Origin of the sequence: Kribbella sp. DT2, from assembly GCF_049844575.1 — a bacterium.
Classification (GTDB): domain Bacteria; phylum Actinomycetota; class Actinomycetes; order Propionibacteriales; family Kribbellaceae; genus Kribbella.
The window spans coordinates 40,824-60,062 of the sequence record NZ_JBNCLH010000012.1 but is presented as its reverse complement, the minus strand read 5'-3'; the positions used below and the strand labels follow the sequence as shown (position 1 = coordinate 60,062).

General features: G+C 69.3%; 20 protein-coding genes. 10 read left to right on the top strand and 10 right to left on the bottom strand.

All coding sequences use genetic code 11. From position 1 onward, the window contains the following. The first annotated feature begins 98 nt into the window (after positions 1-98). From ACLQ2O_RS37490 to ACLQ2O_RS37450, 9 genes are all read left to right on the top strand, one after another. On the top strand, positions 99-2,405 hold the full coding sequence (locus tag ACLQ2O_RS37490; protein WP_425841983.1) for a DEAD/DEAH box helicase: 2,307 nt from the start codon (positions 99-101) through the stop codon (positions 2,403-2,405). A gap of 39 nt (positions 2,406-2,444) precedes the next feature. After that, a complete protein-coding gene (locus tag ACLQ2O_RS37485) occupies positions 2,445-2,849 on the top strand; it encodes a hypothetical protein (protein ID WP_425841980.1) in 405 nt (134 codons plus the stop codon). Positions 2,850-3,235: 386 nt separating this feature from the next. Beyond that, complete coding sequence (locus ACLQ2O_RS37480) at positions 3,236-4,003, top strand: ricin-type beta-trefoil lectin domain protein (protein ID WP_425841978.1); 768 nt, start codon at positions 3,236-3,238, stop codon at positions 4,001-4,003. Between the two features lie 522 nt (positions 4,004-4,525). Beyond that, complete coding sequence (locus ACLQ2O_RS37475; RefSeq protein WP_425841975.1) at positions 4,526-5,953, top strand: extracellular solute-binding protein; 1,428 nt, start codon at positions 4,526-4,528, stop codon at positions 5,951-5,953. Continuing rightward, the gene (locus ACLQ2O_RS37470) at positions 5,953-6,876 is read left to right on the top strand and encodes a carbohydrate ABC transporter permease (RefSeq protein ID WP_425841972.1); all 924 of its coding nucleotides are present in this window, start codon (positions 5,953-5,955) and stop codon (positions 6,874-6,876) included. The genes ACLQ2O_RS37475 and ACLQ2O_RS37470 overlap by 1 nt, the downstream gene beginning before the upstream one ends. Positions 6,877-6,904: 28 nt before the next feature. Further along, a complete protein-coding gene (locus ACLQ2O_RS37465) occupies positions 6,905-7,726 on the top strand; it encodes a carbohydrate ABC transporter permease (protein ID WP_425841970.1) in 822 nt (273 codons plus the stop codon). Continuing rightward, positions 7,726-8,898, top strand: a complete 1,173-nt coding sequence (locus tag ACLQ2O_RS37460; RefSeq protein WP_425841968.1) for an ABC transporter ATP-binding protein — start codon at positions 7,726-7,728, stop codon at positions 8,896-8,898. Before ACLQ2O_RS37465 ends, ACLQ2O_RS37460 begins: the two co-directional genes overlap by 1 nt. 31 nt (positions 8,899-8,929) lie before the next feature. Next, entirely contained in the window at positions 8,930-10,180 is a 1,251-nt protein-coding gene (locus tag ACLQ2O_RS37455; protein WP_425841965.1) for a CehA/McbA family metallohydrolase, read from the top strand. A gap of 464 nt (positions 10,181-10,644) precedes the next feature. Further along, positions 10,645-11,340, top strand: coding sequence for a response regulator (locus ACLQ2O_RS37450; protein ID WP_425841962.1), 696 nt, complete (start codon positions 10,645-10,647; stop codon positions 11,338-11,340). Positions 11,341-11,458: 118 nt separating this feature from the next. Here ACLQ2O_RS37450 and ACLQ2O_RS37445 read toward each other — a convergent pair whose 3' ends face one another. The 6 genes from ACLQ2O_RS37445 to ACLQ2O_RS37420 form a co-directional block, all read right to left on the bottom strand. Then, positions 11,459-12,325 (bottom strand): barstar family protein, encoded by an 867-nt coding sequence (locus tag ACLQ2O_RS37445; protein ID WP_425841959.1) that lies wholly within the window; start codon positions 12,323-12,325, stop codon positions 11,459-11,461. Positions 12,326-12,361: 36 nt separating this feature from the next. Further along, positions 12,362-12,946, bottom strand: coding sequence for a hypothetical protein (locus tag ACLQ2O_RS37440; RefSeq protein ID WP_425841957.1), 585 nt, complete (start codon positions 12,944-12,946; stop codon positions 12,362-12,364). Between the two features lie 4 nt (positions 12,947-12,950). Beyond that, positions 12,951-13,325 carry an Rv3654c family TadE-like protein gene (locus tag ACLQ2O_RS37435; RefSeq protein WP_425841955.1) on the bottom strand — a complete coding sequence of 125 codons (375 nt, stop codon included), beginning with the start codon at positions 13,323-13,325 and terminating at the stop codon, positions 12,951-12,953. After that, positions 13,322-13,750: a TadE family type IV pilus minor pilin gene (locus tag ACLQ2O_RS37430; protein ID WP_425841952.1), complete on the bottom strand. Its 429-nt coding sequence runs from the start codon at positions 13,748-13,750 to the stop codon at positions 13,322-13,324. The genes ACLQ2O_RS37435 and ACLQ2O_RS37430 overlap by 4 nt, the downstream gene beginning before the upstream one ends. A gap of 51 nt (positions 13,751-13,801) precedes the next feature. After that, a complete protein-coding gene (locus ACLQ2O_RS37425; protein WP_425841949.1) occupies positions 13,802-14,071 on the bottom strand; it encodes a DUF4244 domain-containing protein in 270 nt (89 codons plus the stop codon). A gap of 84 nt (positions 14,072-14,155) precedes the next feature. Continuing rightward, positions 14,156-14,515 (bottom strand): hypothetical protein, encoded by a 360-nt coding sequence (locus ACLQ2O_RS37420; protein WP_425842254.1) that lies wholly within the window; start codon positions 14,513-14,515, stop codon positions 14,156-14,158. On the opposite strand from ACLQ2O_RS37420, the gene ACLQ2O_RS37415 reads away from it, so the two are divergent. Next, complete coding sequence (locus ACLQ2O_RS37415) at positions 14,471-14,629, top strand: hypothetical protein (protein ID WP_425842257.1); 159 nt, start codon at positions 14,471-14,473, stop codon at positions 14,627-14,629. The two genes, ACLQ2O_RS37420 and ACLQ2O_RS37415, sit on opposite strands and share 45 nt — an antisense overlap. 476 nt (positions 14,630-15,105) lie before the next feature. Here the strand turns inward: ACLQ2O_RS37415 and ACLQ2O_RS37410 are convergent, their stop codons facing one another. Genes ACLQ2O_RS37410 through ssd form a run of 4 tightly spaced genes read right to left on the bottom strand, consistent with a single transcriptional unit; the run spans position 15,106 to position 19,207 of the window. Next, positions 15,106-15,891: a type II secretion system F family protein gene (locus ACLQ2O_RS37410; protein WP_425841946.1), complete on the bottom strand. Its 786-nt coding sequence runs from the start codon at positions 15,889-15,891 to the stop codon at positions 15,106-15,108. 14 nt (positions 15,892-15,905) lie between these two features. After that, complete coding sequence (locus ACLQ2O_RS37405; RefSeq protein WP_425841943.1) at positions 15,906-16,718, bottom strand: type II secretion system F family protein; 813 nt, start codon at positions 16,716-16,718, stop codon at positions 15,906-15,908. A 60-nt stretch (positions 16,719-16,778) separates the two neighbouring features. Continuing rightward, complete coding sequence (locus tag ACLQ2O_RS37400) at positions 16,779-17,939, bottom strand: TadA family conjugal transfer-associated ATPase (protein ID WP_425841940.1); 1,161 nt, start codon at positions 17,937-17,939, stop codon at positions 16,779-16,781. After that, positions 17,936-19,207 carry a septum site-determining protein Ssd gene (gene ssd / locus ACLQ2O_RS37395; RefSeq protein WP_425841937.1) on the bottom strand — a complete coding sequence of 424 codons (1,272 nt, stop codon included), beginning with the start codon at positions 19,205-19,207 and terminating at the stop codon, positions 17,936-17,938. The genes ACLQ2O_RS37400 and ssd overlap by 4 nt, the downstream gene beginning before the upstream one ends. Positions 19,208-19,239: the final 32 nt, after the last annotated feature.

Here is a 19,239-nt window from a genome sequence, read left to right as displayed (position 1 = left end):
TCATCCCGGTGCGTGCCGCGTCGACCTACCTGGGCGAAAAGGTGCGTGCATCCGCCGGAGGCGTTCGCTCGTGCAGCAGGCGAGCTAAGGTCTGGTCCATGGGTGAGGCGGCACTGATTCTGAAGAACCTCACCTCCGGTCCAGACCGCTCAGACCGGCTGACCCACGTGGAATCGGTCCCGCCGAGAACCAGCCGGACGGCCGACTGGCCGCGCTGGGTCCCTCCCGAGGTGCTCGGCCAGCTGGCCGATGCCGGCGTCACCAGTCCGTGGATCCACCAGGTCGCCACCGCCGAAGCGGCGTACAGCGGGAAGCACGTCGTCGTCGCCACCGGTACGGCGTCCGGCAAGTCTCTCGGGTACCTGCTGCCCTCGTTCGCGACGCTGAGCATCGCGCACGCGGCGTCGCCGCACCGACGGGCCGCCTCGGTGCTCTACCTGTCGCCGACGAAGGCCCTGGCGCACGACCAGCTGCGCGCCCTGACGCAGTACAAGGTGGACGGCCTGCGCGCGACGACGCTGGACGGCGACTCCGAGCGGACCGAGCGCGACTGGGCTCGCGACCACGCGACGTACGTGCTGAGCAATCCGGACATGCTGCACCGGTCGTTGCTGCCGAACCACCAGCGCTGGGCCCGCTTCCTCGGGTGTCTGCAGTACGTCGTGGTCGACGAGTGCCACCACTACCGCGGCGTCTTCGGCGCACACGTCGCCGGCGTGCTGCGTCGGCTGCGCCGGATCTGCGCGCAGTACGGCGCACACCCGATCTTCATCTGCGCTTCGGCGACTGTTGCCGAGCCGGCAGTGTCCGGCGAACGGCTGACCGGCCTGCCGATGGTCGAGGTGCTCGACGACGGCTCTCCGCGCGGCGGCATCTCCTTCGGCCTGTGGGAGCCGCCGCTGACCTCGCTGCGTGGAGAGCACGGAGCACCGGTACGACGGTCCGCCCCGGCCGAGGTCGCGGAGCTGCTGACCGACCTGGTGATCTCGGGGGTCCGGACGGTCGCCTTCGTCCGCTCGCGGCGCGGCGCCGAGCAGGTCGCGATGACGGCCCGGGACAACCTGGCCGAGGTCGACCCGGCGCTGGCCGAGCAGGTCTCGGCGTACCGGGCGGGCTACCTGCCGGAAGAACGGCGACGGTTGGAGCGCATGCTGCAGAGCGGAGAGCTCACCGGCGTCGCCGCGACCAACGCACTCGAGCTGGGCATCGACATCGCCGGGCTGGACGCCGTACTGCTGTCTGGGTGGCCTGGCACTCGCGCATCGCTCTGGCAGCAAGCAGGCCGGGCCGGCCGCGCCGGTGGAGACGCGCTGGCGTTGCTGGTCGCGCGGGACGATCCGCTGGATACCTATCTAGTCCGGCATCCGCAGGCGATCTTCGGGCGGCCGGTCGAGGCCACTGTGTTCAACCCGGAGAACCCGTACGTGCTCGGCCCGCAGCTGTGCGCCGCGGCGCAGGAGGTGCCGCTGACCGAGGCGGACTACGAGGTCTTCGGCTCCACAACGCCGACGGTGATCGCCCAGCTCGTTCGGCAGGGCCTGCTGCGCGAGCGGCCGCACGGCTGGTTCTGGACCCGGCGGGAGCGGGCAGTCGACGCGATCGACATCCGGTCGGCCGGCGGCAAGACCGTCCAGATCGTCGAGGACCAGACCGGCCGCCTGCTCGGCACGGTCGACGGTGGGTCGGCGCACGCGTCGGTGCACGAGGGCGCGGTCTACGTGCACGCCGGTGAGTCGTACCTGGTCCGCACGCTCGACCTGGAGAACCACGCGGCGATCGTCGAGCAGGCCTCGCCGGACTACACGACGTTCGCCCGGGACGTCACCGAGATCAGCGTCCTGGCCACCGAGGCGACCGAGACGTGGGGATCGGCCGAGCTGTCCCGCGGCTGGGTGCAGGTGACGAACCAGGTGGTGTCGTTCCAGCGCAAGCAGCTCGTCACCGGTGACGTGCTGGACGAGCAACCGCTCGACCTCCCAGAGCGGACGCTGCGGACCAAGGCGGTCTGGTGGACGATGCCGGACTCGGACGTCGCCGCGCTCGGGCTGGCCGACGTACCGGGGGCCGCGCACGCGGCCGAGCACGCCTCGATCGGACTGCTCCCGCTGTTCGCGACCTGCGACCGCTGGGACATCGGCGGGGTGTCCACGGCCAAGCACGCCGACACCGGTCGGCTGACGGTCTTCGTGTACGACGGCCACCCGGGCGGCGCCGGGTTCGCCGAGCACGGGTACGCCGCTGCCCGCGAGTGGTTGACCGCGACACGGGAGGCGATTGCACACTGTGAGTGCACGGACGGGTGCCCGTCGTGCGTACAGTCGCCGAAATGTGGGAACGGGAACAACCCACTCGACAAGGGCGGCGCCGTGGCGCTGCTCACCGCACTACTCCGCAGTGAGGCCTGAAGGCTCCAGCAGGTGCTGCTGGAAGAGAGGCAGCAAACCATGGCCGTTCTCGGAATCGTCCTGATCGTCGTCGCCGTCCTGTTCGGACTCGGCGTCGCGGTCTCGTCCGGCGCCTCGACCACGATGGAGGTCTTCGGCGTCGACTTCGGCGTCGTCGTGGCCACCGTCTTCTTCCTCGGTGCCGCCGCCGGCGCCGTCCTGATCGTCGGCCTGTGGTTGACGAAGAAGGGACTCAGCCGCGGCTACCGCCGGCACAAGGAGGTCCGCGAACTGCGCCACCAGGTCGCCGCGACTCCTGACCCGGCAACGACCGTTCAGCCCGACGACACCGCTCCGGTCGGCAAGCACGCGGCCGACGTACCGGTCGATGTGCCGGCCGACGCACCGGTCGCCGAGGAGCAGCACACCGTTGCCGACGGCCCCGAAACCCGGCAGCCGCACTGACCCGGAAGCTGAAGGACTTTTGGCGGAACGCCGTACTGTCTCGAACAGGACACAGCGGATTCACAACCGCCGCTCGGCCGTGACGCAGCCGGATTTCGATGCCCTGCGCAACGACTTACGGCTGGCAGTTAGTTGCCAATGGCATCAAGTTCTGCCCTGCGGCCGTAACCACCTTCCAGAGGTCTGTGCATTACTGGTCGTGGCGTCAACGTCGCGTTGAGTCACTGCCGGCCTTCCGGGCCACACCGCCTCCTCACGGGGGACCGACCTGCCGCACCACCCCACGCGCAAGGGGTGCTGCCGCGGTTCCCCGGAACCGGACCGCTCCACGCCTCGGGGTCCCGACGACCTGACGCCGCGAGATGGCACGACCTCTGGAGGTTGTCTTGATCGTCCGTAGCATTCTGAGTCGCACCGGTGTCGCGGTCCTGGCCGTCAGCGTCGCGCTGGCCACAGCACTGCCGGCCCGCGCCGCAGCCCCGGCCCCGTCGGCCGCCCCACCGGGCATCGTCGAGGTCGGCGCGGTGAAGCAGATCACCAGCAGCGCCGACACCCGGTACTGCCTGACCTTCGTGGCCGCCGAGAAGGTCCCGATGGCGGTGATGATGGCCTGTGCCCCGGGCAAGGAGGGCAAGACCCAGGAATGGGTCTACACCGGCAAGAACCAGCTGCAGGTCGCGATGAGCAAGAGCGTCGGTGGCGCCCTTGCCAAGAGCGGCGCGTGCCTGGACACGGGGGCCGACCTGGTCACCGTGCCCAAGAACGCACCGGTGCTGGTGCTGCCCTGCCGTGACGGCGACGGGCAGAAGTGGAACTACGACGAGACGACCGGGTCGTTCGTCAACGCGGCGAGTGGACTGGCACTCAGCTCGCTGATGGGACAGGGCAAGGCGAAGCAGGCTCAGCCGACCGGCACGTCGGCCGCTGTGGGCGCTGCGAACCAGGGCTGGAAGGCCCTGCCGTTGCCCGGTCTCGATGTTCTCGGTGCGGTCCTGCTGCTCGTGAACGCACTGCTGTCGTCCCTGGGCCTGGCCCTGCCGCTGCCGATCGCGGCCGCGGCGGGCAGCCTGCTGACCCTGGTTCGGGCCCAGACTCCAGTACCGGCCGAGATGTCGGTGATGCCGAAGCAGATGATGCAGCTGGCACAGAAGTAACCGGCTAGGAGTTCCTCAGCCACCACGAGGAGGGCGGCCCCGACGATGTCGGGGCCGCCCTTTCCTTTCCGCTCGAGGGGATTCACCTGGAGGTTGGGGCCGGCGAGCCCGGAGTGTTCCGCTGCTTGCGCGTCAGCGGAGGTCCGAAGATCGCCGGCGCCGCGTCACCAGCAGTTGTGCCAGTTGTGCCAGTGGTGCCAGTGGTGGTGGTGTCCGCCACCGAGAAGGTCGTACAAGAGACTGCCGAGCATGTCCTTCACCTCCGTTGAGTGATCCGATCGCTGCTGACGCTACCTCCGCCAATCACGGAATGTATCTAGGTAGCTACCCTTTGAGACGGAACCGCGAGCGAGCTTTAACTGTTCCGCAATGCGTCCCGGTGGTACCGGATTTGACGAGATCGCGCCTGACCTGGGATGGCGACACCCAGTAGCCGTAGGCAACCAGGTAAAAGTCTTCACAAAGTCACCTGCGGGTGTAAAAGTGTTCCGGCGTACCTCTCCCCCTGCTAGGAGTCCCCTGATGCGACCCATCTCGCGCGTGATCCCACCGGCCGCCCTCGGCATGGCCGCACTGGTGCTGCTGACCGGCTGTCTGGGGTCGTCGGACTCCGGCAGCGAGGACCAGGACGCCAACCGCAACGCCGACGCCACCAAGGTCGAGCTGGTGATCGGCGCCAACTCGGTCAAGGGCGGCAAGAACAGCGCCGGCGCGACCTTCACCACCGACGTGCTGATCCCGAAGTTCGTCGAGGCGCAGAAGGCCAAGGGCGTCGACGTCACGGTCCGGTTCGAGGGCGACGGCTCCGACGACGAGGTCTACAAGCAGAAGCTCGCGCTCGGCCTGTCCAACAAGGCCGGGCCCGACCTGATGAACATGGACGGCATCTGGGTCGGCGAGTTCGCCCAGGCCGGCTACGTGAAGCCGCTGACCGACACCGTCGGCGACGCCGCCAAGGTCGACGACTGGGACGGCTGGAAGCAGATCCCGGACGCGGTGCAGCAGCTCGGCAGCTTCGAGGGCAAGCGGTACGGCGTACCGGCCGGGTCCGACGGCCGGGTGCTCTACTTCAACAAGAAGCTGTTCGCCCAAGCCGGGCTGCCGGCCGACTGGCAGCCGAAGTCGTGGGACGAGATCGCCGCCGCCGGCCAGAAGCTGAAGCAGCTGCCCGGCGTCACCCCGATCCAGATCAACGGCGGCACCGCGATGGGCGAGGCCACCTCGATGCAGGGCGTACTTCCGCTGCTGGTGGGCACCGGCGCGGGCATCAACACCGACGGCAAGTGGCTGGGCAACACCTCGTCGGTGCGCCAGGTCCTCGACTTCTACCGGCAGATCTACGGCGGCGGCCTGGGCGACCCGGTGCTGCAGCGTGAGGCCAAGGGCCGGGACAAGTCGTTCGCCGAGTTCGCCGCGAACAAGATCGGCATCCTGCTCGAGGGCGACTACTTCTGGCGCAGCGTGGTGGAGCCGAAGGCGGGCGTCGCCAAGATGGCCGACCGCGACGCCGCCGTCGGGTACGCGCTGATCCCGGCCGCCAAGCCCGGCGCCGGCGTCAAGGGCCAGGACTTCGTCTCGATGTCCGGCGGTGGCGTGGTCGCGATCAACCCGAACACGAAGTTCCCCCAGCAGGCCTGGGAGCTGCTGCAGTTCATGAACTCCGCCGAGATGGTCGAGGCCGGGCTGGACGGCGCCGCGAAGATCACCCAGCGCACCGACGTCAACACCAAGGTGCTCGCCGGTGACCCGATGCTGAACTTCGTCGCCACCAAGGTGCTGCCGATCACCCAGTACCGGCCGGGCCTGGCGGAGTACCCGAAGATCTCCGCCGCGCTGCAGCAGGCGACCGCTGACGTGATCAGCGGTAAGTCGCCCGCCGACGCGGCCAAGGCGTACCAGACCGCCGTCGAGTCCGCCGCCGGCGGCAAGGACAAGGTCACCAGCAACTGATGGCGGCCACCACCGAACCCGCGCCGGGACGCCCGGCGCGGGTCCGCGGGCCGGCGCAGGACGTCGCGGGGCTCGGCATCGGGCGGGCGCTCGGCTTCGTCGCGCCGGCGCTGCTGCTGATCGGCGCGTTCCTGGTCTTCCCCGCGGTCTGGACGATCTACATCGGCATCACCAACTACCGGCTCACCGGAGTCGAAGCGGTGTCGCCGTCGATCGTCGGGCTCGACAACTACACCAAGGCGCTCAACGACGCCCTGTTCCACAACGCGTTGTGGCTGACGCTGCTGTTCGTGCTCGGCTCGGCGATCATCGGCCAGAACATCCTCGGCTTCGCGCTGGCGTGGACGATGCGGAAGGCGCGGCCGGCGGTTCGTCGTACGGTCGAAGGCCTGGTGCTGCTGGCCTGGATCCTGCCGTCGACCGTGGTCGCCTACCTGTGGATCGCGTTCTTCGACCGCGACACCGGGACGCTGAACAGCATCCTCGGCGAGCAGGGCACGGCCTGGCTGATCGAGTACCCGATGGTCTGCCTGGTGCTGTTCAACACCTGGCGCGGTACGGCGTTCTCGATGATGCTCTACTCGTCCGCACTGCAGGCCGTCCCGCCGTCGCAGCTGGAGTCGGCCCGGATGGTCGGGGCATCGGGATGGCAGACGCTGCGCGACGTCGTGTTTCCGCACATCCGGGGCCACGTGCTGACCAACACGCTGCTGATCTCGCTGTGGACCGCGAACGACTTCTCGCCGTTCCTGCTCACCAAGGGCGGCCCGAACCACGAGTCCGAGACCGTGCCGGTCTACATCTACAACGTCGCGCTGCAGGGCGGCGAGCTCGGCTACTCGTCGGCGATCTCGTTCCTGCTGCTGCTCGCGAACCTGCTGGTCGCGCTGCTCTACCTGCGGCTGCTGAGGAGGCGCTCGTGAACCCCGTCGTCCTGCTGAGGAGTCGCAGGTGAACCCCGCGTACGTCGTACGGCGGATCGGTTTCTACGTGCTGATCTGCGCGATCACCTTGTTCTTCGCGGTCCCGATGCTGTGGATCGCGTCCGCCCCGTTCGACGCCTCGCCCGGACTCGGCGTGCGCTGGCCGGACTGGACGCTGGACAACGTCCGCAAGACGTTCGAGCACCCGTACGCGCTGCACTCGATGGTCAACTCGCTGGTGATCTGCGTGACGACCGCTGTCGCCGTGACCGCGTTCGCGGCGCTGGCGTCGTACGCGCTGTCGCGGGTCCGGATCCCGGGCCGGGACGCCCTGCTGTACGGGCTTCTGCTGCTGTCGTCGGTCGTCACCGGCACGGCGGCGATGGTGCCGATCTTCGTGATGATGTTCCAGCTCGGACTGATCGACTCCCGGTTCGGCGTCGCGCTGGTGATGACCGGCGGGCTGTTGCCGGCGGCAATCTTCATCCTGAAGGACTTCGTCGACGCCGTACCGAAGTCGTACGAGGAATCCGCGCGGGTGTTCGGCGCCTCACCGCTGCAGATCCTGCGCGACGTCGTGCTGCCGGTGGCGCGGCCGGGGCTGGCGACCATCCTGGTCTGGGCGTTCGTGAACTCGTGGGGCAACTTCCTGGTGCCCTTCCTGCTGATCCGGTCGATCGAGCTGCAACCCGGCCCGGTGCTGATGCAGACCTTCACCGACGAGGGCGGCAGCGTCAACCTGCAGGTCCTTCCGGTGTTCTCGCTGCTGTTCTCGATCCCGGTCGTCGTGCTGTATCTGTTGGTGAACTCGCGCTACGGGTTCCGCTTCCATGGAGGAATCAAGAGCTGATGGCCGGTATCGACATCGAAGGCCTGGCGACGGTCTACCCGAACGGCGTCCGCGCCGTGGACGGACTGGACCTGAGCGTGGCCGACGGCGAGTTCTTCGCGCTGCTCGGCCCGTCCGGGTGCGGCAAGACGACGCTGCTGCGCACCATCGCCGGCCTGGAGAACGCCTCCGAGGGCAGGGTCCGGATCGACGGCGCCGACGTGACCCGGCTGGAGCCGGGCAAGCGGGGGGTCGCGATGGTCTTCCAGGACTACGCGCTCTTCCCGCACATGACCGTGTCGGAGAACATCACCTACCCGTTGAAGGTCCGGCGGGTCGCCGCGGCCACGCGCGCTGCGACGGCCGAGCGCACGGGGGGTGAGCTGTCGCTGCAGGGCCTTTTGGAGCGCCGGCCCGGGCAGCTCTCCGGTGGCCAGCAGCAACGGGTCGCCCTGGCGCGCGCGATCGCGTCGGAGGGCAAGGTGCTGCTGCTGGACGAACCGCTGTCCAACCTCGACGCCCGTCTCCGGCTGGAAGCCCGCACGTTCCTCAAGAAGCTCCAGCGAGACCTCGGCATCACCACGGTCTTCGTCACCCACGACCAGGCCGAGGCACTCGCCCTGGCCGACAGGATCGCGGTCATGCAGACCGGCAAACTGGTCCAGCTCGGCTCCCCGCGCGAGGTCTTCGCCCGACCGGCGAACACCTTCGTGGCGAACTTCATCGGCTCCACCCCGATGAACCTGCTGGAGGGCGAGGTCGGTGGCGGTGTTGGTGCTGGCGCCGGTGCCTCTGCGTCCGTTCCCGCTTCCGCTTCCGCGGACGGTCCGTCGTACGGTGTCGTCGAGGTCGCCGGCGGACAGTTGCCCGCAGCAACCGGCTCGGTCCCGGCCGGCGCGAAGGTCACGGTAGGCATCCGCCCGGAGTACCTGACCCTGTCGACCGGATCCGTCACCGGCCCGTCCATCCAGGGCACGGTCGTGGTCGCCGAGAACCTGGGCACCTCATCGCTGATCTCCGTCGACTGCGGCGGCACCCTCATCGGCGTCACGGTCCCCGAGGAGGACGAACCCGCCCCAGGCGCGCCGGTCGTTCTGACAGCCCCCGCCCAACGAGTCCTGCTGTACGACCGCGACTCGGGTGAGCTACTGGCCCGCCAGCCAACCCCGGCCAACTCGGTGGACCCCCGATGACGCTCAGCTCGGGCGGCTCGGTGGGGGCTTGATGGCTGTCACGTCGTACAAGCGTCGTTGGACTCTCGACGACCGGGCGGAGTCGGTCTGGCACTCGTTGCCGGTCGACGTCCCGCCCGGGTGTGAAGGTCTGCTGGTCACGCTGACCGTCCCCGCGCTCGACGGTGTCGTCATCGACATCGGCTGCGAAGGCGCCGGCGGCTGGCGCGGCTGGTCGGGCGGCGCCCGCCGGACCTTCGCCATCACCCCGGACGCCGCCACCCCCGGTTACCTGGCCGGCGAACTCGAACCAGGCACTTGGTGGGTAGTCCTCGGCCTCCACCGCCTCCCGGTCGAAGGCGCCGAACTTATCGTCGAGGCCGTCACCGGCCCGGTCTCCGTCGTACCGGGCCTTGCCGAGTACGCCGAAGCAACCGCCGCCGTCGCCTTACCGGCTCGCCCGCCCCGCCGCATCCTCCCCGCCGCCGACGGCCTCCGCTGGGTCGCCGGCGACTTCCATGCCCACTCGCTGCACTCCGACGGCTCCACCCCCATCGCGAACCTCGCCGCCCTAGGCGTCGCCGCCGGCCTCGACGTCCTGGCCTGCACCGACCACAACACCGAGGCACACCACCTGGAGCTCCCGTCGGTAGGCCGCCGCTTCGGCATCGGCCTGATCCCCGGCCAAGAGGTCACCACCGAGTCCGGCCACGCCAATGCCTTCGGCAACATCGGCGTCATCGACTTCCGCCGCCCAGCCGCCGAGTGGGTCCCCGAGGTCGCCCGCCGCGGCGGCCTGCTCTCCATCAACCACCCCCTGGGCGGCGACTGCTCCTGGCGCCAGCCCCTGGGCGCCGACCACCCACCCCTGGCCGAGATCTGGCACTCCTCCTGGCTGGACCGCCGGTGGGGCGGCCCCATCGCCTGGTGGGAGTCCTGGAGCCTCAACACCACTCCCATCGGCGGCAGCGACTGGCACAACCCCTCGTCGCTCTCACCACCCGGCACCCCCACCACCTGGATCGCCGTAGACGCCAACGCCGAGTCCCCCGACGAACTGGTCCCCGCAGTCCTGGAAGCCCTGGCCGCCGGCCGCACCACCGTCTCCGCCGACTACAACGCCCCGGTAGTCCTCCGCAACACCAACGAGTTCGTCATCCTCGACGCCCCCAACACCGTCCTCATCTCCCCCGACGGCACCCGCCGCCCAGTCCGCACCGCAACCGAAACCCTCCCCGCCACCCAACCAGGCGGCCACGTCCTCACCACCCACACCGGCGAGTTCCTCTCCATCTCCCACTGACCACCCAGCAACGCCACCCGCCCCCACACAACCCCACCCGCCTCATCCTGTGACCACGCACCCCTGGGAACTGCGCCGGGCAACCCGCACCCGGCCCTCGACATCCCCAGCACCGAAACCGCAAGGTATTCGGCACTCCTGCACAGAACTCGGCCGCCGCGACCTGAGCCCACACCAACGGAGTCCGGCCGCATCGCCATGCACCTCAGCCCACGTCTCCCCGCAGGACGAGAGCTGTGCCATGTTCGCCTTGGCATTGGTCGGGCGATCCGGCCGACCCGCGTGCGCCGTCGTCCCGCCGCACCACCCGGCTTCTCGTAGAGTCCTTCTCTCGCCACCCTGCGCCGGAAGAAGCACCATGCACAGGCCGGCTTCAGCGAAGCGACGGGGTGGGTCGGTAGCGATCTGGTCGCAATCTGGTAGAGATACCGCGTTGATCTGGACGCCGTCCGGCGCCCGGATCCATGATCTCAACCGAAGTCCTGCTCATCCTCCCGGACGCACTTCCCCGGCGCCCGGACGGAACCCCGGAGGCTCGTTTGCCCGACCGCATCCGGCTGCTGCTGGTCGACGACCAGATCCTCAGCCGAGGCGTCCTCAGAAGCGGTCTGGAACGCGAACGCGACCTGGAGATCGTCGCCGAACTGAAGCGCTCCGACGACGTCGTCGCGGCCGCCAAACGGCATCGCGCGAACATCGCCCTGCTCGACACCGCGGGTTCTGGTCACGCCAGCATCACCGTCACCACGCAGCTCCGCACCTCGATGCCCGAGTGCCGAGTCGTCATGCTCACGACGTACGGTCGCCCCGGGCACCTCCGCCGCGGCCTCGAAGCCGGCGCGAAAGGCTTCGCCCTCAAGAACAGCCCCACCCCGCAACTGGCCGACGCCGTACGCCGCGTCCACCTGGGTCTCCGCGTAGTCGATGCCAACCTCGCCGCCGAGACCCTTCATTACACCCAAACGCCCCTCACCGAAGGCGAAACCACCACCCTCCGCGCCGCCCGCGAAGGCGGAACCGTCGCCACCATGGCCGAGAAACTGGCCGTCTCCGAACGCGTGGTCCGCACCCGCCTCTGGTCCGCCATCGGCAAGACCGGCGCCCGAACCCGAGCCGACGCCATCACCATCGCCGAACAAAACGGCTGGCTCTACGACTGAATTTCCGCGCCACCCTCCACCGATCCGCAGACCTCGCACCGTACGCCGGTCGCTGCTGATGACGGCGCCTCCGGCTCGTACGGTTCTTGATGGGTGGCGACGCCTGCCAGCGCAGTGGTCAACGCAGAACAACGGCGATGCCTCGGTCCTCGAAAATCTCCAGGATCAGGTCGAACAGTGTCGCCTCGCCACCGCGAGTAGGCATGCGCCGCACCAAGCGTGCCCGCGCCGTGGCCGCCGACTCCCACTGCACAGTGAACGGGTTGGTCGCACCCCAGCCACCGTGGAGGCAGTCTTCCAAGGCGTCGAGGTTCCAGCCGAAGTAGCCGCCGGGTCCGTTGACAGCTTCGCCGATCGCGCAGTAGAAGGAGTCCTCGTCCACGATGTGCCGACCGTTCAGGGAGACGACCTTGCCCGCAGGAGCGTCGGTCTTCATCCCTCGGCGATACCTCCGAGACCACAGGGCGACAGACAGCCAGGCTCTTCGCTCGTGCGGCAAGAGGTTGTGCCACAGGCCGGTTCCGTTCAGTTGATCCGTGCGGATCAGCTCCCACATCGCGTCAGAGCCTGGCAGGGCGTCGTCACACCAGAGGTCCAGCGTCAGGTCGACAACAGCGCTACCGCCGTCTGCAGGCCGCCCATCCTCAAGCTGCCTATCGGCAGCGGCAGAGGGCTGGGCGTCGAGGACGGTGACGTGGTTGACGAAGTACGAGCCCATCTCGGCGCCGTCGGAGGCCAGTAATCCGAGCCATGCGTCGCCTGCCCGTGCGCGACGGGAGCCGAGGTGGTTCAGGCTCTTCAGCAGTCCGCCTTGCGGCGAGCAGGCCGTCAGGTGTACTCGACGTGCTCCACCGCCGTCCAGCGGTGCGAACACGCCCTCGGCTTCTCGAGCGAAACCCCAGAAGTCGTTTTCGTCCTCGTCCGAGGTCAACGCGTACTTGTAACCCTTTCCCGCCTCGGCTGATTTCTGTTTTGCGTTCGTCATGTGGCGCTGAGAGTACTTACAGGCGGGACCACACAGCTATCGGGATCCGAGGCGGGTGTGGAGCCAGTTGGGGCCGGTTGTCTGGGCTCCTAGGGGTTCTACTCGGGCTCTTAGGCCTCGGTCGGCGGTTACTACGGTGATCTCGCGGGTGGGGTTCTGGGTGGTGGCTTCGGTGACTACGTCGACGATGGTGTCGTCGCCTGAGTGGGGGGCCAGGACGACCTGGAGTGGGTGGTCGTTGGGGATGGCGTCTGCGGCGGGGCGGGCTGCTCCTTCGAGGATGACGGTGATGTCGGTGTGGGCGCCCGGGCCTTGCTGGTAGGTGGCGAGGTTGGTGAGGAGGCGGCGGGCTGCGCCGGCTCGGTCTTTCCACCAACCGTCCGGGCGGGAGCCGATGACGTTGGCGGCGTCGACTACGAGAAGAGGGCGAGACCCGAGGGGCTGGGCGCTGGGTGAGGGCTCGGCGTTGGGTGGGGACTCGCGGCTGGGTGAGGGCTCAGTGTTGGGTGGGGACTCGGGGCTGGGTGAGGGCGCGGTCTGCTGCGGTTCTGGGGAATCGAAGACCGGGGCTTGGAAGACGGGAGTGTTGGGGTCGGGACTGCCGGAGTCGGGGGTGGTCACCTGGTCAGTTTGCTCCCTGGGTGGGAGTGGTGGTGGGACCTGCTCGGGAGGTGGTGGTGAGGGTGGGGGTGCCCAGGACGCCGAGGTTGAGGTGGATGGCGACCTTGATGGTGGCTGTGTCTGGGGTGAGGGTGCAGGTGGTCAGGGTTGCCTGGTTGGTGGTGGCGATGTCGCGGGCTGCGGCGCAGGGGTCGGGTGAGCCGGACTGGAGAGCTTGGGCGGTGCTGAGGGCGGTGAGGTCTGCGGCGGCTGTGGCTCGGTGGGTGGCTAGGGAGATCGCCGACCAGAAGGTGGCGATGGTGCCGGCGGCGAAGAGGAGCATGGCTGTCCAGAGGACGAGGAGGGTGGCGCCGCCTTGGTCGGTGCGGGGTCTGGTCATTGCTCTCCTGGTTCGGATTGGAGGGTGGCTTGGGCCTTCAGGGGGACGGCGGGCAGAGCGGTGAAGAGGGGCCAGTCGAGGCGCCGGGTGGCTTCGACTGTTACCTGGACCTCGCCGTTGGTGGTGACGATGTCGATGGAGGCGTCCTTGGGGGCTGCTCTGCGGCCGATGGTCTGAGCTGCTTCTTCGGTTTCTCCTCGGGCTACGACTCGGGCCACGTCGCGGGCGGCGTCGATGCAGCGGATGTTGGTGATGACCAGGCCGACGGCCCAGACGCCGGCGACGATCGTGGCCATCAGGACGGGGAAGAGCAGGGCGAGCTCGGCGGTGACGCTGCCGCGTTCGGTACGTCGCCCGGCAGTGACGCCGGCGCTTTCGGTACGTCGCTCAGTGGGGTGACGGTTGCGTCGGGAGAATGGCTTCATGGGATCGGCCGAGCCGGCCCGGACCTTGGTGGTCCGGGCCGGAGTGTGCCCTCAGACCTGGACGCCTTCGATGCCCGCCGACTGCAGGGCCCAGTTGATGATTGCCTTGAGCACCGACATCATCGCGTCGGACTTCAGCAGGGCGATCAGGATGCCGCCGAAGCTGCAGGCGGCGACCGTGGCGACGGCGTACTCGGCGGTGGCCGCGCCTCGTTCGGTACGGCGCCGGAGGCCGAATGCACGCGGCTGGGCGTGCGGCCGGCTGCGGACCGCGGCGAGGCGCTCGGCACGGGAGGGGCGGAGGACGAGCTGGTGGGACATGGGGATCTCCTGATCTGCGGCCGGGCTGTCCGGACGGCTTACCAGAAAGATGCCGCGCCGGGAGCCCTTGTACAGAAGGAGATTTCAGCCTGGGGACAACGCCAGCCGGCGCTGTCGAGAAGGTTCCGTTGGGCGTTCGTCAGCTGGAGGTCGGCCGCCTTTGCGTTCTCGATCAGGTGCGTCTCGGAGCTGGTACCGGGGATCGGGAGCATTGCCGGTGATGTGGAGCAGCCAGGCCAGGGAGAGTTGTGATGGGGTGGCACCGGTTTCGGGGGCCAGCTCGGCGAGGAGCTTGGACGTCGCGTGGTTGCCGCCGGCGATGGGAAGCCAAGGAATGAAGGCGATTCCCTGGGCGAGGGCGCCTAGCTGATCCTCCAGCGGGACGGCTGGGTCGACGCGGTGGAGTTGCAGGAGGTCGATGCGTTCGACGCTGAGCTGGCGCAGCGACAGCTCGGCGGCCTGCCGCGGGTACTCGGGGCGGCCGACGGGCCTCCACTCCCCGGCGACGGGCGGGTGTGGCCGATCTTGGCGATCACCAGGCCTTCGGCGTACGGGTGAAGAGCTTCTGCGAGCAGTTCCTCGTTGGCGCCGAAGCCGAGGCGGTGGACGGTGAGGTCGCCGTTGTGGGAGATCGTCGCGAGCGTTCGGCTGCTGAAGAACCTGCGGGCGCGGCACTTCACCGGCGCTCGGCGGGGAAGACCGGGCAGCGGATCGTTCGGGAGGGGTTTGAGCTGGGGTTGCTGTTCGATCTGGTCGACTCGGGCAGTTGGTACACGCCGGACTTCCTCACGGCGGGGCCTGCTGGGTTGTTCGAGGATCTGGACAGCTCGGCGCGGTGGAAGCAGGGGGCCTTAAGGATCAGGCATCGGCGGATTCACGGCGTACGGGAGTTGAGTGGGGAGGGGTTGCTGCTGACGCCGTCGGCGTTTGTGTGGCCTTCGGTGTTCTCGAGCACGATTCCGCCATGGCAGCCGGTGATGTATCCGGCGCGCGGGTTGCTGGGATCTGGGACGCGTCGGTACGGCGGGCGGGGGTTAGGGAGCCAGGTCGGTGAAGACGGTGGTGAAGGTCGTGGCGATGGTGGGGACTACGCCGAGGAGGACGAAGGCGGGGAGGAAGCAGAGGCCCAGCGGGAGGACGGATCGGGTTTCGACGGTGCGGGCTTGTTCGTCGGCTTTCCAATGGCTGGACTGACGGAGGTCGGCGGATTGGGACTCGAGGGTGGTGGCGAGTGGGGCACCGGAGCGGAGGGCTCGTTGGACTGCTCGGGCGAAGGGGGCGCAGGTTGGTTCTTGGCGGAGGAGGTCCCACGCGTCGATGGGGTCGGTGCCTAGGTCGAGGCGGTGCTCCAGCTCGGCGAGGAGGGTGGCGAGGGGGCCGTCGATGGCTCGGCTGACGGTGGCGATGGCGGCCTGGGGTGGGCGGCCGGCTCTTAGGCAGGCTGCTAGGAGGTCGACTGCCAGGGGGAGGTCGGCGGAGAGGCGGGCGTTGCGTTTGCGGGTTGCTGCTGGTTCTAGGCGGCTGAGGATTGTTGGGGTGGCGATGTAGATGGCCAGGCCGGGGGCGAGGCTCCAGGGGATGGGGAACAGGAGGATCGCGGCGGCTGCGAGGAGGGCGGCTGTCAGTTGGTGGAGGCGGCGGGTGCGGGTGGGGCGTGGAGTTGGTTTTAGGCGGTCGACTAGGCGGCGGTAGATCGAGTGAGTGGTCGGGGTGGGTTGGCGGAGGCGGCGGGGGCCGGGGCGTCCGCGGGTGAGGAGGGCTGCGGCGATGGCGGCGCAGACGGCGGCTGCGGCGGGTGCGGAGGTGAGGGCGGGTGGCATGAGGCTCCGAGTGATTAGGGGTTGGTGGAGAGGTGGTTGGTCCAGGCGAGGCCTGTTAGGGAGAGGGCTGTGCCTGTGATCAGGCAGGCGGTGCCGGGGAGGGTGGTGGTGAGGAAGGCCAGGGGGTTGGCTCCTAGGGCGTAGCCGAGGAGGGTGGCGAAGAAGGGGAGGACGGCTAGGAGGCGGGCGGTGGATTTGGCGTTGGCGAGGTTGGTGGAGCGTTGGCGGGTTAGGGCTTCGTTGGCTCTTAGGGACGTTGTTAGGCGGGTGATGATGGTGGCCAGGGCTGCGCCGGAGTGGTCGGATACTTGCCAGGCGGCGGCTAGGGGTCTTAGGGGTTCTGCGCCTGGGGACTCGGCGGCTAGGTGGAGGACTGCGGGGACGTCGCCGCCCAGGCGGGCGGCGGCTGCTGCGGGGCGGAGGTCGGGGCAGACCTCGGCTGCGCCTTCGAGGGCTTCTTGGGGTGGGCGGCCGGCGGTGAGGTCGGCGGCCAGGAGGTCGCAGGCTTCGATGATTTGAGTGCGCTTCTGGGTGCGGCGGGTATGGTTGCGGGCCTTTGTGCGTTGGGTGATGGCGGTGGTGACCACTGCGACTACTACGAGGGCGGTGGCCAGGGTGGAGGCGCCGAGGGATAGGCCGACGCCTAGGGCAACTAACGCGACGACGGTCAGGGGGATGAGGCGGCGGCGGGCTGAGCCGGCCAGATGGGTGGCTCCGGCTGTGGCTCGGGGTGGGGTGGTCAGGCGGTGGAGCGCCCGGCCACGGCGTGGGATCACGGTGAGGACGGCCAGCAGGGTGAGTGCGGCTGAGAGGAGGGCGGGGCTCATCGCGTAGCTCCAGCGAGAAAGGCGGGGGTCATGGCGTAGCTCCAGCGAGGAGGGCGGGGGTCATGCTGCGGCTCCTGAGAGGAGGTGGGTGAGGTGGGGAGCGCCGGTGCCTAGCTCGAGGGTTCCTTGGGGAGTGAAGTGGACGGCGGGGGCTGTGGTGAGGGTGCCGGTGGGAGTCCGGGTGACGACTCGGATTTCGGTGATTCGGCGTTGGCCGGACTGGTCGCGGGTCAGGTGGATGACGGCGTGGAGGGCTGAGGAGACTTGGCTTTGCAGGGCTTGTGGCGTCAGGCCGGCCAGGGCGCCTAGGGCTTCGAGGCGGGCTGGGACGTCGGAGGCGGAGTTGGCGTGGACTGTGCCGCAGCCGCCTTCGTGGCCGGTGTTCAGTGCGTTCAGGAGGTCTACGACTTCGGCGCCTCGGACCTCGCCGACGACGAGGCGGTCGGGGCGCATGCGGAGGGCTTGGCGGACCAGGTCGCGGAGGGTGATCTCGCCGGTGCCTTCGCCGTTGGGTGGGCGGGACTCGAGGCGGACCACGTGGGGATGGTCGGGGCGGAGCTCGCTGGCGTCCTCGACGATGACCAGGCGTTCGGTGCTGGGGACCGTTGAGAGCAGGGAGTTGAGCAGGGTCGTCTTGCCCGTACCGGTGCCGCCGCTGATGAGGAAGGCGAGGCGGGCGTCGAGCAGGTCGCGGAGGACGGCGATGCCGGTTGGTGGGAGGGAGCCTGCGGCAACCAAGTCTTCCAGGGCCAGCACCTTGCGGGAGGGGACCCGGAGGGACAGGCAGGTCCCTGGGGAAGCGATCGGGGACAGGACGGCGTGGAAGCGGGTGCCGTCGGGGAGGCGGACGTCGACGTACGGGCTGGAGTCGTCCAGGCGGCGGCCGGCCGCTGCGGCCAGACGCGTGGCGAGGCGGCGTACGGAAGGTTCGTCGCCGGTGCGGAGAGGGATGCGTTCGAGGCCGGAGCCGCGATCCACGTAGACCTCGTTGGGGCCGTTGACCAGGACGTCGGTGATGCCTGGTTCGGTCAGCAGGCGGTCCAGCGGGCCGGCGCCGGTGGCCTCTCGGCGAAGAGCTTCTACTACCTCCAGGACGGTCGAGTCGCCGAAGACGGTGCCGTCGGCACGGAGTGCGGCGGCGACTCGGGCGGGCGTGGGGTCGGCGCCTTGCGAGGCGAGGGTGCCGCGGACGCGGTCGAGCAGTTCGATGGAGACGGTCATGCGGCCAGGGCTCCGTTGAAGCCGAAGAGGTCCAGGAGCTCGCCTGCCGTACGGCCGAGTGCTCCGCGGGGGCGCGGGTCGAAGCGGCCTTTGTCCATCAGGGCAGGAAGATCGCGGTCGAAGCGGAGCTTGGCTGCCAAGGGCAACGACAGGTGCTTGGCGACGTCGACCGCGGAGAGTCCACCGAGACCTGGTTCGCGGGCGACCACTCGCAGGTCGGTGGCGACGTCGCGCAACGGTCTGACCAGTCGGGCGGCGGCCGCGCAGGAGCGGACGTCTCGGGGGACGACGAGGAAGGTCGCCGTTGAGCGAACGAAGGCTTCTTCGGCAGCAGGGTCGGTACGACGTGGGAGGTCGACGACGACCAGGTCGCTGCTGCGTTGGGCCGCGCCGAGAACGGATCGCATGGCCTCGGGTGGGAGGGCGGTGATGTCGGAGCGGTCCCAGGAGAGGACTGCGAGGTCGGCGACGGTGGGCAGGGCTGCTCGGAGGGCGGCGGCACTGACTCGGCCGGAGGCGTTGAGGAGGTCGGGCCAGCGGGCGCCGGTGCCTGTTTCGCTGCCCAGGGCAAGGTCTATGCCGCCGCCCAGAGGGTCGCCGTCGATGAGCATCGTGCGGACGCCGCGGCGGCTGGCAGTGACTGCGACGGCGGCTGCCAGGGTGGTTGCGCCGGCGCCGCCGCAGCCGCCAACGAAGGCGAAGGTGGTTGCGGCACGCACTCCCCCGTCGAGCGTGTCGGCAAGCCGGTCGCCCAGGGCGGACTCCTCGTCCGGCAAGAGGTAGACGCCTTCGGCACCGATCGCCAGAGCGCGGCGAAAGACGAAGGCGTCGTCGGGCACGGGGAAGGGCGGGTGGGAAGGGGCGCGGGATGACAGGAAGGCGAGCCCGGCGCCGCCGGGGACTTGGAACGGCGCCCCGGCCGGTGACGGCGAAGCGAGCCCGGCGCCGCCGGGGACTTGGAACGGAGCCTCGGCCGGTGACGGTGAGGCGAGCCCGGCGCGGCTGGGGCCTTGGAGTCGGGGCGGGCTGCCGGTCGCTGCCACCAGGACGCCGGGGCGGCGGGGTGGTTGGGTGCGGGCGAACGGGTCGACCAGGTCGTGGCCGACCACGACCAGGGTCGCGGACTGCCAGTGGCGGCGTAGGCCGAGGAGGTCTTTCTCTACGTGCGGGGTCACCTCCGCGGCGGCGGACAGGCGGAGCAGGTCGTCTAGCAGCATCTCGTCGGCGGTGGCCAGCAGGACCGGCGCCGGCGTCGGTGAGGTCTCCATACCTACAAGGTGCCGTGAAAGCGCCTACCGGC